Genomic DNA, 15,145 nt, shown 5'->3' with positions numbered 1-15,145 from the left:
CACGCTGTGGGTGTCAAAAATGGACGGGCAGGGCGCTTCCGATGGCGGCGATCTCACCGGAGGGCCTCGCCGGCGTCTCCGATTGTGGCACGAGGTGGATGCGGCGCGCGGCGCCGGGCGCGAGGTGGAACCAATTGTCCGACGGCAGGAAGCCGGGGCAGGCGATGTGCACGGACTGGGCGAGGCGGTCGGTTGCGATATCGAGCGCGAAGTCTTCATCTGTTTCTATCAGGGTCGCCATCAGCGTTGCATCGTGGATCGCCGGGCGGCGGCCGAGCGGGAAGTCGAAGGCTTCGGCAAGGAGGGTATTCGTTCCCGCCAAGACGAGGCGGGCGACTGTCACGTCATGCTGCGGACCGGCGAACCGGTAGGCATAGGTCGTGTCGAAGAACGCGCCGAAGAGATCGGTTGCCGGCAGGCGCTGCCTCGATCGTGCCGGCAGGATGGTTTCGTGGTGGCCGGAGATGACCGGCCGGCGACCTGCGCGAAGGCAGGTGATTTCCAGCCGCACCGTCTCGTCGCGTGCCGTCTCGTTGACGAGGTGGATGTCGAGGCCGTTCGTTCCCTCATCCAGCAGAAGCACCTGAACGGGGCGGAAGGCGCGGCGGATGGCGTGCCAGACGGGTTTCGGCAGGCCCGTGGCGTCAACGAGACCCCAGCCGGCCCCGGCGAGCAGATCCTGGAACGTCCAGACCAGCGCGCCGCCGCAGGCTGAGCCCGCGCGCCGCCATTCGGAGAACGTCGCTTCGATCACCTCGCCGGTGACCGCACGCGACAGGTCGAGATAGCGTGCGGGGTCTTCCCGCCGCAACCGGGCTGGATCGAGATCGTAGAGGCGGCCCAGATAGTGGTCGCGCGTATCCTCGAAATCCCATGAGGCATCGCGGTCGCGGGGAACACGGGCCTTCCATCGGGGATCGTGGACGGGGGCGACGGGCAGGTGCGCATCGAGCGTCGCTTGCTCCGGCACATTGGCAAAGGCGAGGCATTCGGCAGCGAAGCTCACATCGGCGCGGCGCGCATCCTCGAGCGGCCGTTCATAGGCGCCGACGCCGTAGTAGTGGCCGACGCCGGCATTCGGCGAGAAGGGCTGTGCGCCGCCGAATGGCGAATTGGGGACATAGGCGATGTCAGGCCGCTCGCTGGCCACGATGCCCGGCAGGATGGTGCCGGTCAGCGGGCCTGACCACACCCGCTCCGCGAGACCCATCATCGCCGCCTGCTGGTGCATTTCGCTACCGCCGCAGAAGACGGTCAGCGAGGGCGAGGCGCGGGTTGCCTTCAGCAGCGTCTCGATCTCCTCGCGCAGCAGGGCGGCGAAGGCTTCGTCCTCGGTCGGATAGTCGAAATTGGCGAGCATGGCATCCTGCCAGACCATCAGTCCCAGTTCGTCGCAGAGCGCGAAGAAGGCGGCGCTCTCGTAGGTCATGGTTCCGCCGATGCGGATCATGTTCATGTTGGCGTCTGCCGCGAGCCGCAGCCACGGCGCGTAGGCTTCCCGCGTTCCCGGCAGGCCCACGATGTCGGCATTGGTCCAGACGGCGCCCCGGCAGAAGACGCCGACGCCGTTGATTTTCAGGGCGAACCGCGTGCCATCGGTGCCCCGGTCGATCTCGATCCGGCGGAAGCCGGTGCGGCCCAGCGTGAGACGATCCTCCCCGATGAGGATTTCGACCTCGTGGAGCACCGGTTCGCCATGGCTGCGTGGCCACCATGGGGTGATGCCGGGCAGGACAAGCGTGGCCTCCACGCGACCGTTCTCAACCAGAACAGGGATCTCGTGGCCGGCGCAGCGCAGCCGGATCGCCCCCGCCACCGTCGTCTCGAAGCGGACGTTCAGGCGGCCCGTGCCGTCGGCATCGAGCGAAGCAGCGATATCGACGGCGCTGACGGACGTCTGTCCGCTACGCTCAAGCATGACGGGACGATAGGGGCCGGCCGCGTGGATCTCCGGACACCAGCCGGGCATGTAGCCGAGCGCCGTCGTGCGCATGCCGCGCAGGCCGGCAGGCACGATCATCTTGGTGCGCCAGCGCGCGCGCTTCAGCTTGCGCGACAGATGCGGCAGGAGCGCCCGGCAGCAGATCGCCAGCCGGTCGTTGCCTGTCAGGCGCACGGAGACGTCGTGGCGCGTGAACATGCTCTGCGAGGACAGGATCTTTTCGCCGTTCAGAAAAACGTCGGAAAGGGTCGCAAGACCCTGGAAACGGAGAATGGCGTCACCCGGCGGCTCATCCGCGATGACGGTCACGAACCAGGCATCCTGCCCGTTCAGCGGCTCCGGGGCTGTGCGATCGAACAGGCCCGCCGCCTCCAGTGCTCCGGCCACGGTGCCGGGCACGGTTGCGGGGATGCCGTCGTCCTCGGCGAGCGTCGATGGATCGACGTGAAGCCCCGGGGGCGTCAGGACGAGGCGCCAGCCTTGCGTCAGGGAGCGTGCATCCACGAGACGAAGGCGGCCGGGCAGCGTTGTCATGATGTCCTGAGGTTTCCTGTCTGTCGTCGGCGGATGCGAGATCAGGCGAGCTTTGCCGCCAGCCCTTGCATCAGAGCATCCCAAGCCTCTGCGGCCGGCGTCAGCGTACCGGCCAGAGCGTCGAATTTCTTGCGGTTGACGGCGCGGGCGACCTGAAACTGCACGGTCTTGCCGACCTCGGAGATCTTCAGGGCTGCGAGCCGTTCCGCCTCATAGAGACCGTCCGGTGCAAGCCAGCCGAGATGGGTGGCGAGCAGTTCATAATTCGCGCCGAACTGGCGAAGCGTGTTGAAGGCGTACTTGTGGAAGAAATCGAAGTCGCGGCTGGCCAGAGCCTCAACCTGCGCCGGGAAAACGGCGGCAAAGGCGCGAAACGGGTTGTCCTGCGGGCGGCGGGCGAAGTGAAAGGCCAGCAGCGCCTGCGCCTTCTCCCGGATGCGCGCCTCGTCCGGCAGCACGGCCGGCAGCTTGGCGAATTCGGTATAGGGCAGGAGCGGCAGCGCCGCCGGGTGTCCGAGCGTCTGGAACAGGCCGTCGAAATCGTCGCCTTCCAGATGGAAGAAGCCGCCATTGTGGAAGTAGTCGAGGCTGCGCGAGGCCACGTCCAGCCGGTTGATGCCGATCGTCGTCTTGCCGTGTTCGCGGCCATAGGCGACGCCCGCGGTGTCGGGCATGAAGAAGCTGTCCATCTCGACGAGGCAGAGACGGCCGCGGGCGATCTGGGTCTCCAGATGCCGTTCGACCTTGTCGAAGATGGCAAGTTCCGTGCAGGTGATGCCGTAGAGCGCTTCGAGGTCCTCCAGCGGCACCTTGAAGAAGGTGAACTGGTCGCCCTCGAAGTCCTGCGTCAGTGTGAAGCCGAGCATGGCTTCCGGCGGCAGGCCCAGTGTGTTCAAGACCTCGATCCAGAGATCGATGTAGCAGTTGGTCTCCGGCCACATGCGCTCCTTGTCGTGGAGCGCATGCGGGCGATAGGTCTCGGGCACGATGCCGGGAAAGACGGCTTGCATGGTCGATCAGCCCCAGAGCGTCTTGCGGACGTGTGCCGGCCATTCGTTCACGTCGAGGCCGTGGTGCTTGAAGAGCGCCAGCGCGATGCGCTCCAGGCCGAAGCCGACGCAGGCGGTGTGCGCCGTTTCGCCGTCGTCCGTCGTCAGGCCCCAGGTCTTGCCGAAATGGTCCTGATGGTAGTTGAAGCTCATGCAGGCGGTCGGGCCGGCATTGGCGTTGACGGGGATCAGCAGCTCGAACTTGAGGTTCTGGTTGCGCTGGTTGTTCTTGTACATCTTGCCGGCGCGGCCGAAGAAGGGGTCGTTGGCGACGTCGATCTCGACGGGCAGGCCGACCGATTCCATCAGCTTGGTTCCACGCTCCATCCAATCCTGGCGGAAGGCGACGACGTCCGCCGGCTTGCCCATGCGGACATATTCCCGCATGCGGAACAGCTGCATGCGGGTCGGCTCCTTCGACGGCTCATGACGGAAGCAGTAGGACTGCAGGTCGAAGAGGCCGCCGCCGGCTGGCAGGGCGCCACGCTTGGCGATCGTCGGATAGAGCGGGTAGCAGGCGGCAGGCGTCAGAACGATGTCGGTCGCCTGTTGCTGGCCGGTCCAGTCCTTGCCCTCTTCCATGCAGGTCAGCAGGCTGACATGGTCGAGCTCGCAGCCGCAGAAGGAATGGATGGTGCCGGCGAGCTGCGGAAAGCTCTTCATGTAGCCCGAGCCTTCGAAATGGGCGCGGTTCATGCCGGGCGGGAAGCGGATCGCCTCCGGCTTGTCGACGCCGCCGAGGCCATCGATGACGGCTTCGAAGCGGGTGATGACGTCTTCGAACACGCCGCTGCGGCCGTAAAGGCCATCGACGCCGGTGTCGATGAGGAGGCCGGCCGCAAACAGCCGGTCAAGCAAGGAAAGCTGCATATCCATGGTCGGTTACCCCAGAAGGTTGGTTTCAATCTTGTTGACGAGAAGCATGTTCGACGTATTGGCGAGAATGCGGTCGTTGGAGATCATCAGCTGCGCGGACTGTGCGTCGCGCAGGTGGCGTCCGAGCGAGAACGGGGTGCCGTTCTTATAGCCCATGATGCCGGTGATCTGCATGGCGTGGTCGATGATCTGCGGCACGGTCCGGGAGACTGCGATCTTCACGTTGTTCATCGCGACGGAGAAGCCCATGGAGGAGAGCAGTTCCGGCTCGGCAAGGGCTGCCTCATAGCGGGCAAGGCCGGCCGTGACGTTGGCGCGGACCTGTTGCAGGAGGCTGGAGGCTTCCGCGAGGTGAAGCGCGCCGGGCGGTGTCTGGCCGGGGCTCTTGCGGGCTGCGGCGCGCACGAAAGCCTGGGCGCGGGTCATCGCATTGACCGCGATGCCGTACCAGACGCCGCCCCAGAGCAGGTGCGAGCTTGCCAGCATGGATTGCGCCGCGATCTCCGCGAAAGGTTTCGGCAGGATCTGTTCCTTCGGGGCCTCGCCCTTGAAGAGATAACCTTCCGAACAGGTGCCGCGCATGCCGAGCGTGTCCCATTCGTTGGTGCGCTCGAGTGTATACTGATCCTTCGTGAATACGGTCATGACCTGGTCGGTCGTCACGGCATCGGCATGGGCGCGGGAGGTGATGAGGATCGCGTCCGCATGGCGGCCGTAGGAAATGACCGTCGCGTCCTTCTGAAGCCGACAGGTATCCCCGTCGATCTCGATGGCGCAGATCGAATTGCGCATGTTGCCGCCGATGCCGCCTTCCGTCGTCGCCGAGGCGATGAGAAGCTGTTCGTCAACGATGCGGCGCATGAAGCTCTGGTGCCAGGGGCTGTCGATGCCGTGGGATACGAGGCTCGACAGTTTGATGTGGTGCATGGCGAAGACCATGGCAGAGGCGGAGCAGGCTTGGCCGAGAACGGTGCAGACTTCCGCGATCTGGGCGGTCGTCGCGCCCTCTCCGCCCAGCGTGACGGGGATCTGGATCGACAGCAGCCGTTCCGAGATCAGGGCATCCGCCGCTTCGCGCGGGAAGCGGGCATTGCGGTCCACGTCGTCGGCGTGCTGGCCGGCGATGCCGGCCACGCGGCGGGCGCGCTCCAGCAGCGTCGATCCTTGAGCGTTGAGGGCGACGTCCATCAGGCGGCTTCTTTCCCGGCCACCAGCTGGTTGACCGTCTGCTCGATGATGGCGATCGTGGAGAAGGACTTGCGGTTCAAGAGGTTGTCGGGAAACTCGACATCGAACGTGTCTTCGAGCGCCAGCATCAGCTGCACCGAGCCATGCGACGACATGCCGGCTGCATAGAGGTCCGCATCGTCGTCCAGACCGGCTGCCGAGGGCAGGGAGGCATATTGGGCAAGCATCTCACGGATCTGTGTCTTCACGGCGTCACTCCTTTGCAGCGCGGCTCGAGGGCCTGTGGCTCTGATGACGCAGGGATAGCGCTTGCAGGCTAAAAACGGCCTAAGGAATATAGCTAAAGTTTCCTCAAGTGACGCCTGATATGGCGCCGGCTCTGAAATCCGCTCGATTAAGTCCCTGCAAATGCTGTGCTTCGCGTCTACGTAAGCCGCAACGTTCAGGGGTTGTTAACCATAAGCTGTCAATTCTTCGGATCGAGAACCTCGTGCGGGCTGCTGGTCATTGTCCGAATCCCGCCGAGCCGAAACTGAGCGCTGACAAAACAACCTGGCGTGGATATGGAAGCCCTATGGACATCGACGTCTTTCAACTTCCGTCGATCGTGATGCGCCGCATCGGCATCGTCGTCGTGACGGCGCTGATCTTCGGTGGCCTGGGGTTTGCCTTCGTTCTCAGCCAGCCGGCCGTGTTCCGTGCCTCAACCCAGATCCTGCTCGACCCGGAGCGGCTTGCCGCCGTCGGCCAGTCTGCCGGCGATACCGCCGCACCGGCACAGGCGCAGCAGGCGATCGACAGCCAGATCTACGTCATGCAGTCCTTCAGCGTTCTCTCCGAGGCCGCGCGCAAGCTCGCATTGCAGGAGGATCCTTTTTTCCAGGCGAAGGTGGGACTGATCGGCCGGCTTCTCGGCCGGTCGGCACCGGCCCCCGTTTCGGAAGAGGCGGCAGCGGCGGGCGCTGCGGCGACGCTCGCACAGAACCTTATCATCGCCCGTGCCGACCAGTCGCTAGTCTTCACTATCACCGCCCAGCATCCGAACGCGGCGCGCGCCGCCGAGATCGCCAATACCGTCTCGGCGATCTACCTGGAAAAGGCGAACAAGATCGGGTCCGACAAGAGCCTCAAGGCCAGCATGAGCCTTCAGGTCGAGGCCGAAGAGCTGCGCAAGCGGTTGCTCGAAGCCGAAGACAAGGTCGTCAAGTTCCGTACGCAGAACGGCCTGATCAGCACCGGCGAAAAGGGCCTTGTGACCGACCAGCAACTCGAGGCTGTGACGCAGCAGCTCGGCAGTGCCCGCGCAGCCCTTGAGCAGCAGCAGATCAATTACAATCAGGTTCGCACTCTCACGACGGGCGATCTCGCCTCAGGCGCGATCCCCGAAGCGCTGCAGCAGACGTCGGTCACGACGTTGCGCACGCGCTATGCGCAGACGCTCGACCGGCTGGCGGAGTTGCAGACCAGCCTCGGCAGCCGCCATCCGCAGCTCCAAACGGCGCAGGCGCAGGCCGAAAGCATGCGGCGGGCACTGGAGTCGGAGCTGAAGCGCGTTCAGGATTCGGTGCGGAATACCTATGAGCGCAGCAAGGCCAATGTCGCGGCGCTCGAAACGCGCTTCGCCGCGCTTCGCAACGCCAATGGCGACAGCGGCGATGCGCGTACGACCCTTGCGCAACTGCAGAGCGAGGCCGATGCGATCCGCGGCGTCTACACCTCATTCGTCACGCGCTCGGAAGAGTTGAGCCGCCAGTACGATATCGGTTCGGGCAATTCCCGCATCATCTCGGAGGCCCTGCCGCCGACAAAGACGACGCGGGCCTCCGCCCTGCTGGTCGCCATCGCCGGCTTCCTGTTCGGGGCCGCGGCCGGATCGGCCATCGCCGTCGGGCTGGACCTGCTCGACGGGCGCGTGACCTCCGACCGGCAGATCGTCGATACGCTCGGCGTCCCCGTCATCGCCCGCATCGCGGCACGCCGGACGGGTAGCCAGACGCGGGGAACATCGGATGTGCCGGACGATGGCTGGCCTTCCGGGCGTTCGCGGCGCACCGGCGGTCTCGTCGGGCGGATGAAGCGCCGCCTGCCGTTTTCCGGCAAGGCGGCTGCACGGTCGCATGCCGCAGAACGCCAACGCGAGGCCGGCGTCACGCGCTCGGCCTATGTGCTGACCGATGCGGTTGCGGCCCTGCCGGCCCGGATCGTCTTTCTCTCGCCCGGCATGGAAAAGCCGGATGAGACGCTGGTGGGCGACATCGCGCTCGCGTTGGCCGATACGGGTGCGGCCGTCGATATCGCAGCGGCATCCGTGCCTGCCTCGTCTCTGCTGGCCGGCACGCTGAAGCGCATGCAGATGGGCGGTGTCCCGGCTTTCGACAGCGTCAGTTACCGCCGTCTCGATCGCCATGCCATGCCGCGGCAGCGCAGTCGCGCCTCGGGCTCGCTCCTGTCGGCGGCGATCAAGCCGGCACCGGCTGACTTTTCCGTGGTCGATGCCACGGGGGAAGAGAATGCCGCGCGGCTGATGGCCTTCGTGAAGGACAGCGACGCGATCGCCATCGTCATGCGGCCCGGCCGGGTGGGTCGCGCCGACCTCAAGGATCTCGCACAGACGCTCGGCCCCTGGAGAACCAAGCTCGTCGGCGTCGTGATCGTCGAGGCGGCCGCCTGATGAGCGTTCTTCAGGACGTATCCGCGCGATATGCCCTGCCGGTCGGCGGTCTTGCGGCCAAGAATGACGACGCCTGGCGGGGGCTCTACACGCGGCTTGCGGCCTTCAGCGTCATCGGTGGCCTCGTCTTCAACGCGCTTCTCTGCCTCGTCAACACACGTGTCATGCGGGTCTCCGACGGGCATGTGATGATGTCGGAAATGGTGCTGGTCGGCTGCGTCTTCATCGTGGCGCTCGGGCGGCGCACGGCACCCTACATGCTGCTGGCCGTCTACATCTCCTACATGATCTTCCTCTTCACCATGCGCGGCGCGCCCGACCTCAAGGCCGTGCGCGACATCCTCATTCCCATCGGCTTCTATTTCGCCGGCCGGACGCTGCAGGACCTGAAGCTTGCCGACAGGCTGGTCTTTATCTCGGCGGCTATCGTGGTGGCCGTCGGCCTGTTCGAGTACATGGCGCTCGACGTCTACATCTCCTTCTTCAACGTCATCGGCTACTATCTCGCGCGCGGCAGCGTCACCGTCGATCAGCTCTACGGCCAGACCACCGGCCTCTTCATCAGCGGCATGCGGCCGAGCGCGCGCACCATCCTGCCGTTTCTCGGCATGCACCGCGTGTCATCGGTCTTTCTGGAGCCGGTCTCGGTCGGCAATTTCGGGGCGATCGTCTATGGCTGGTGCCTGTTCCGGCCAACCATGCGTCTGCGCTTCGCGACGCTCTTTCTTGCCCTCACGGTGATCGCGCTCGGCGATGCGCGGTTCGGGCTCTACACCTGCATCCTGATGACGCTGCTTCTGCCGGTCTACCGCTTCATGCCGCGTCTTGCATGGTACGTGCTGCCATTCATCATGCTGGCGGTGCTTGCCTATTACGGCATCCAGTCGGGTACGCAGGGCGGGCCGAACGATATCGGCGGGCGGTTCCAGGTGACCGCGCACCTTCTCACCTCGCTCGATCTGCGCGTGGTGTTCGGCGCGCAGACGACGACGCAGTTCACGGCGGATTCGGGGCTTGCCTATACGCTGACGAAGTTCGGCCTGTTCGGCTTCATGGGACTCTGGGGCCTGCTCGTGTTCGCGCCGCTTAACAGCGTGAAGGCCCGGACCTTCCATGGCATGGTCATCGTCTACCTGCTGCTGCTGATGATCATCAGCGACAGCGGCTACTCCATCAAGACCGCGGGATTGCTGTGGTTCCTGTTCGGCACTATTTCGGTGCTCGAGGACGCAGCGCTCGGCCGCAAGCCGCAAGATCCGGGTTCCGCAGCGCCCGCCGGCCGGAACGTCAGCGCGGCTTGACGGCGTCCAGTGCCGGACAGGCGTCTTCCTCGCGGGCGAGCTTGCGCGTCGTCAGGGCTTTCAGCTGCAGTCTGTCGCCCGTTTCGGTCGGCTGGATGTTCAAAGGTTCCTCCGGCGACCACCAGTCACCGGCGGCCCAGTAGGTCCAGCCGATCCAGACGTCGTTGTCCTCCGCCATCACATCGACCATGCGGGCCAGCCCGATCATGCAGTCCGATGTCGCCGATCCGCCGAATTCACCGAGGAAGCCCCGTGTCCCGTTGGCCCGGAACCAGTCGGTCATGGCGCGAAGGGCTGCTGCGGCATCGTCGCCACGCGGGCAATCGTCATTCGTGCCAGAGAAGTCCTTGTCGAGATACTGGTGAACCTCGAAGGCAAGGTTGTTGGCCGTGTCCTTGACGTCGATCATGGTCGAGGCATTGGAGGAACCCTCGATATCCGCCTGCCAGCTATGTGCGCCCGTCCAGGACACGCCGGGCACCAGCACGAGGTTCTTCGCACCCGTCTTGCGGATCGCGGCGATCGCGGCATTGGCGGGCGGGAGCCATGCGGTGGGGGCCATGTCGAAGGGTTCGTTCATCAGTCCGAAGACCACGCCCTTCTGGTTGGCGAAGACCTTGGCAAGGCGTGCCCAGACATCGGCGAGCGCCGCGGCCGGCACGTCCTTCGTGCCGACGATCTTCTCGTTGTAGCGGGCGAAATTGTGGAGGTCGAGAATGACGGTCTGGCCGTGCGCGCGCATGGCCGCGACGCTTTCTTTCAGGCGGGCGAGCTCCTCCCGGTCAAGGGGGCCGTTCAGTCTGCGCTGGATGCGCTCCCAGCGAAAGGGGAGGCGGACGGTGTTAAAGCCCTTGCCGGCGAAGTAGTCGATCGTTTCCTGGGAGGGGTAGGTATATTCCTTGCCGAACACGCCGGGCATGGTGCCGAACTCCGCGCCTGCGAGATTGATGCCGTTGAAGCAGCCGGCCAGTGCCGGCTGGACGCCAGTGGAAAGGCAGGCCGCAAGCGCAAAGAGACGGGCGGCGCGTCCGGCGAGAGAACGTGTCGGTTGCATGGTGTCGGTCCTCATCGGGCAGGGGCGGTCGTGTCAAACGACATAGCGGGACGCGACAAGGAGGCAAGGCCAAGCACCGAGCGGTAGACGTCGCAGTAGCGGTCGGCCACGGCACTCCAGCCATAGGCCTGGGCCGCGGACATCAGATCGGCCCGGAGTGCGGGTCCTTGTGCCTTGAGGCGCGCATAGGCGGCTTCCACAGTATCGACCGTTGCGGCGATGTCGGTAAAATCACAGAGAGACAACTCCGGATGGCGACCCGCGAGATCGGTGAAGGCGGCGTTGGCGTTGAGCACCGGAAGCAGGCCTGCGCTCATCGCCTCGACGGCCACGAGGCCGAAGCCTTCATAGTCGGATGCCGAGACGAACAGGGATGCTTCGGAGAGGCGATGGCGGATTTCGGGATTGGTCAGTCCCCTGTGGACGGTCACGGCCGTCTCGACCCCCTGTCTGCGGGCCTCGGCCTGCAGCATGTCCACCGTGAGGTCGGAGGGAACGCCGATGATGTCGAGGCTCCAGTCCGGGTGGCTGGCCTTGAGTGCTGCGGTCAGCTCGATCAGCAAGGGCAGCCGCTTGTTGGAAGAGAAGCGGCCGATGGTAACGAGCCGGCGTGCCGGTACGCGGGCGGCAGCGTCCTCGAATTTGCGGATATCGACGCCGTTCTCGATCAGGCGAACGCGGTCGCCGGCGATCGGCTGGAAGGTGCGCACATCCGCCTCGCTGCAGCCGATAATGTTGGCGTAACCTTGGGCGGACACGCGCGTAACGCTGTTGAACCAGGTCTTCTTCAGGGCCGAAAAGGCCTTGGTGTGGAAGAAGCCGCCATGGGTCGTCGCGACCATCGGACGACGGTGAAGGAGACGTCCCCAGGACAGGGCATCGAAGAAGAAGTCAATGGCGTGGACATGGACGAGATCGGCTTGCCGCAGATGCCGGAAGACGGCTGGGGCGATGGGATAGCGGGTCGAGCCGCGCCAGGGAATGCGGACGATCTCAATGCCGTCGATGACCTCCTCGACGGGCAGGCGTCCCCGTTCCGGCTCGGAGAACAGGCTATCGCAGGTGACGACGCGCACGCGAAAGCCCCGCTCGGGCAGCGAATGGCAGAGATTGGCCACCACGTCTTCCAGCCCGCCGCGGTTGGGCAGGAACTGCCGCACGACCTGAACGATCAGTGGTTTGCGAACCTCGGGGATCATGTCGTTCCGCTCCTGCATCGCCACCGTCAGGCTCCCGGGTTCTCGACCGTCTGCGGCGCTGTGACCGCGGGCGGAAAGGTGCGTCCGACAGTCGACGGGTTCGTAACGGGGGCCGCTTCACCCCGTGATGTCCGGCGCTTCCATGTGCTGATTGCGACCGACAGGGTTTCATCGAAGATTGCCCGCTCCTGAAGGCGCAGAAGCACGATGGCGATGAGCATGCTGACGCAGGCGGCCCCGAAGAGAGCGACGGTCGAGCCCGCAAGGAAAAACTGGAGCACACCTGCCGCCACGACGAGAACCGCGGAGGGGATCAGCTCGCGAAAAATGCGCCGGGGCATCTGCGAGAAGAGAATGAGCAGGCTGCAATCGAGATAGCCGCGGCAGAGAAACGCGATGGCGGCGCCGAGAATACCGAACTGGTACGTCAGGACCAGCAGCAGGAGGACATAGGGCACCATCTGCGCCACATGGATTTTCGCCGTCATGTCGGGGCGGCCTTGCCCCTGTAAAAGGGTGTAGGGGGCGAAGGTCAGGGCATTCGGCCAGCTGCCCATGAGCAGGACGACGGCGACGGTGCCGGCAATCGCCGTGAAAGGCGGTCCCATCCACAGGTCGAGGAACGGCCGCATGAGGAAGATCCCGGACGCGCAAAGCCCGGCATAGAGAATGCCGCTCACCATCATCGCGCGCTCGGAAATGGCGATGGCTTCCGCGCGCGGAAGGCTCGACAGGCGGGGAAACAGCGTGCGCGCGAGCGAGCTGGTGAAGACCTGGCTGCGCATCACGAGGTTCATCGGCACGGAATAGTAGGTGACGGCACTGACACCGAGCGTCTTGCCGATGACGATCTGGTCGAGCGTGTTGAGAACCGGCAGGATGATCGAGGACAGCGTGATCCAGCCGCCGTAATTCATCAGGGAGCGGACCTTGGCGAACCGGAACCGGTCGAAGCGGAAGCCCTGCTCCGTATAGAGCGCGATCAGCGTCGCCAAGACGACGGAGGCCGCGCGGGAGAGGGCTGCGGCGGGAATGATGACCGAGAGATCGGGCGAGATGAAGATGGCGCAGAGAACGGGCACGATCTGCCCGACGATCATGCCGCCGATCTGCAGCGCGTTGGCGAGCAGGAAGCGCTCCCGCGATTCGAGGATGCCGATGGAGAAGCCGGAAATCAGGGCGAGCGGCAGCAGGCAGGCGATGAACGGCAGAGCCGTCGCGATTTCGGCTTCGAGTTCCGGCGGCACGGTGAAGACGGTGAGCAGGAGAAAATTGCCCGCGAAATAGAGAAGTATGGCACCGAGGCTCGCCAGCGCCATATTGAGAATGAAGGAGGTCGCGACGATCTCGGAGCGTTCCTGCTTTGCCGAGAATGGCAGGCGCGACAGGGCATTCGTCGATGCGCGCGACAGGCCGAGGTCGAGGAAGCCGAGATAGCCGAGCAGGACCCAGACGATCGACATGACGCCGTAGCGGGCATCGCCGATATGGCGCACGAGAATGGGTACCGTCACAAGCGCGATCACGATCGGTGCGATCGCTCCTGCAACGTTGATGGCGAAATTCACCGATAATTGCCGTTTGGGCTTTTCCGTGGACATAGGGTCTTCCCGGGTCATTACCGTCACCGAACAGGACAGAGCGCCGCTTCCGTACGCGGATCGTCGTTCAGAAGGCAGATGTAGCGGGCAAAGACTAATGGATGCTGCAGAGATCCGCGCATGTGCTCGGAAGGGTAACTGGGATGTTAACAGGGTTCGGACGATGCATCTGCGCCGGGGGGAAAGCCGGTTGGCTGAAAATTCATGGCGACGACGCGGGAGTGACCGGATGGCCGGTTCCTGCTAGCGGATGTCGCGAAGCGGATGGACGGAGGGTTCGCAAGCGCGCTAGCTTGCGGCCTGCCGGACGATTGCGTCCGCGGCGATCTGCGAAGGCGAGAGACAAACCCCATGAAGAGCTATGTGCTGACCGTCAGCTGCAAATCCACTCGCGGCATCGTGGCTGCCATTTCCGGCTATCTGACCACGCAAGGCTGCAATATCGTTGACAGTTCGCAGTTTGACGATCTTCAGACCGGCCTGTTCTTCATGCGTGTCAGTTTCATTTCCGAGGAAGGCGTCACTGAGGCCGCAATCCAGGACGGGTTCGTGGCCATCGCCGAGACCTTCGCCATGACGTGGCAGATCCACGACTCTGCAAAGCGCATGAAGGTGCTTCTGATGGTGTCGCGTTTCGGACATTGTCTCAACGATCTTCTCTACCGCTGGAAGATCGGCGCGCTGCCGGTCGAGATCGTCGGCGTGGTGTCCAACCACTTCGAGTATCAGAAGGTGGTCGTCAACCACGACATCCCTTTCCATCACATCAAAGTGACGAAGGAAAACAAGATCGAGGCCGAGGCGCGGCTGATGGAGATCGTCGAACAGTCGAATGCCGAACTGATCGTGCTGGCCCGCTACATGCAGGTTCTCTCGGATGCCGTCTGCAAGAAGATGTCGGGCCGCATCATCAACATCCATCATTCGTTCCTGCCGAGCTTCAAGGGCGCAAACCCATACAAGCAGGCCTATGAGCGCGGCGTGAAACTCATCGGCGCGACGGCTCACTATGTCACCGAGGATCTCGATGAGGGTCCGATCATCGAGCAGGACATCGCCCGCATCACCCATGCGCAGTCGCCCGACGATTATGTCTCCATCGGACGCGACGTGGAGAGCCAGGTTCTTGCCCGCGCCGTGCATGCCCATATCCACCACCGCGTCTTCATGAACGGCAACCGCACCATCGTGTTTCCGGCAAGTCCGGGTTCCTACGCGTCCGAGCGGATGGGCTGAGGTTTTCCGCTCGCGATGGCGGTTGACAGGCGCGGCCGCTTCACGTTCCCATGCGGCCGCGGAGGGCGTGACCTCCGTTCCCGTTCCCGCCTGCTACGCCGGATGACGCCATGGTCCAGACATCGCCGCCACGGCTGGTTATCCGGCTCGATCTGTCCGGCCCTTCCGGACTGGAGCGGCTGGGGCGCGGCAAGATCGCGCTGCTCGAACATATCCGCGAAACCGGTTCGATCTCCGCTGCGGGTCGTGCCATGAACATGAGCTATCGCCGCGCCTGGCTGCTGGTCAGCGCCCTCAACGCGATGTTCGAAGAGGATTCGGTCATCTCGCAGCGCGGCGGCAAGCAGGGCGGCGGCGCGCTGGTGACACCGTTCGGCGAAGCGCTGATCGCACGGTTTCGGGCCATGGAGGAAAAGGCGCTCGCGGCTATGGCGGAGGATATCGCCTGGCTCGAGGCGCATCGCGCCTCGTCTTGAGGCATGTCGTTTTCCAGA

At 64.5% G+C, this 15,145-nt stretch carries 12 protein-coding genes; 4 read left to right on the top strand and 8 right to left on the bottom strand.

Translation table 11 applies throughout. The annotated features are described in order from the left end of the window. Positions 1–13 precede the first annotated feature (13 nt). From GA0004734_RS01425 to GA0004734_RS01405, 5 genes are read right to left on the bottom strand one after another with little or no spacing between them, the layout of a single operon-like run. Complete coding sequence (locus tag GA0004734_RS01425) at positions 14–2,476, bottom strand: glycoside hydrolase family 2 protein (RefSeq protein ID WP_092930578.1); 2,463 nt, start codon at positions 2,474–2,476, stop codon at positions 14–16. Positions 2,477–2,517: 41 nt separating this feature from the next. Then, positions 2,518–3,486 carry a DUF1839 family protein gene (locus tag GA0004734_RS01420; protein WP_092930576.1) on the bottom strand — a complete coding sequence of 323 codons (969 nt, stop codon included), beginning with the start codon at positions 3,484–3,486 and terminating at the stop codon, positions 2,518–2,520. A gap of 6 nt (positions 3,487–3,492) precedes the next feature. Then, entirely contained in the window at positions 3,493–4,401 is a 909-nt protein-coding gene (locus tag GA0004734_RS01415) for an amino acid--[acyl-carrier-protein] ligase (protein ID WP_092930574.1), read from the bottom strand. Between the two features lie 6 nt (positions 4,402–4,407). Beyond that, entirely contained in the window at positions 4,408–5,589 is a 1,182-nt protein-coding gene (locus tag GA0004734_RS01410; RefSeq protein WP_092930572.1) for an acyl-CoA dehydrogenase family protein, read from the bottom strand. Continuing rightward, positions 5,589–5,837 (bottom strand): acyl carrier protein, encoded by a 249-nt coding sequence (locus GA0004734_RS01405; protein ID WP_092930570.1) that lies wholly within the window; start codon positions 5,835–5,837, stop codon positions 5,589–5,591. The genes GA0004734_RS01410 and GA0004734_RS01405 overlap by 1 nt, the downstream gene beginning before the upstream one ends. A 326-nt stretch (positions 5,838–6,163) precedes the next feature. Between GA0004734_RS01405 and GA0004734_RS01400 the strand changes: the two genes are divergently transcribed. Beyond that, a complete protein-coding gene (locus GA0004734_RS01400) occupies positions 6,164–8,260 on the top strand; it encodes a GumC family protein (RefSeq protein WP_175386169.1) in 2,097 nt (698 codons plus the stop codon). After that, positions 8,260–9,561 carry a hypothetical protein gene (locus GA0004734_RS01395; RefSeq protein WP_092930566.1) on the top strand — a complete coding sequence of 434 codons (1,302 nt, stop codon included), beginning with the start codon at positions 8,260–8,262 and terminating at the stop codon, positions 9,559–9,561. The genes GA0004734_RS01400 and GA0004734_RS01395 overlap by 1 nt, the downstream gene beginning before the upstream one ends. Here the strand turns inward: GA0004734_RS01395 and GA0004734_RS01390 are convergent. From GA0004734_RS01390 to GA0004734_RS01380, 3 genes are read right to left on the bottom strand one after another with little or no spacing between them, the layout of a single operon-like run. Next, positions 9,548–10,615: a glycoside hydrolase family 5 protein gene (locus tag GA0004734_RS01390; RefSeq protein WP_092935742.1), complete on the bottom strand. Its 1,068-nt coding sequence runs from the start codon at positions 10,613–10,615 to the stop codon at positions 9,548–9,550. The genes GA0004734_RS01395 and GA0004734_RS01390 overlap by 14 nt on opposite strands. Positions 10,616–10,626: 11 nt before the next feature. Next, on the bottom strand, positions 10,627–11,814 hold the full coding sequence (locus GA0004734_RS01385; RefSeq protein ID WP_245292313.1) for a glycosyltransferase family 4 protein: 1,188 nt from the start codon (positions 11,812–11,814) through the stop codon (positions 10,627–10,629). Between the two features lie 26 nt (positions 11,815–11,840). Continuing rightward, positions 11,841–13,415: a flippase gene (locus GA0004734_RS01380; RefSeq protein WP_175386167.1), complete on the bottom strand. Its 1,575-nt coding sequence runs from the start codon at positions 13,413–13,415 to the stop codon at positions 11,841–11,843. 351 nt (positions 13,416–13,766) lie between these two features. Between GA0004734_RS01380 and purU the strand changes: the two genes are divergently transcribed. Next, positions 13,767–14,651 carry a formyltetrahydrofolate deformylase gene (purU, locus tag GA0004734_RS01375; RefSeq protein WP_092930560.1) on the top strand — a complete coding sequence of 295 codons (885 nt, stop codon included), beginning with the start codon at positions 13,767–13,769 and terminating at the stop codon, positions 14,649–14,651. A gap of 110 nt (positions 14,652–14,761) precedes the next feature. Next, positions 14,762–15,127: a winged helix-turn-helix domain-containing protein gene (locus GA0004734_RS01370; RefSeq protein ID WP_092930558.1), complete on the top strand. Its 366-nt coding sequence runs from the start codon at positions 14,762–14,764 to the stop codon at positions 15,125–15,127. Positions 15,128–15,145 lie beyond the last annotated feature (18 nt).

Source organism: Rhizobium sp. 9140, from assembly GCF_900067135.1.
Lineage (GTDB): Bacteria > Pseudomonadota > Alphaproteobacteria > Rhizobiales > Rhizobiaceae > Ferranicluibacter.
The sequence above is the reverse complement of the archived record's forward strand: the minus strand, read 5'-3'. Positions and strand labels throughout refer to the sequence as shown.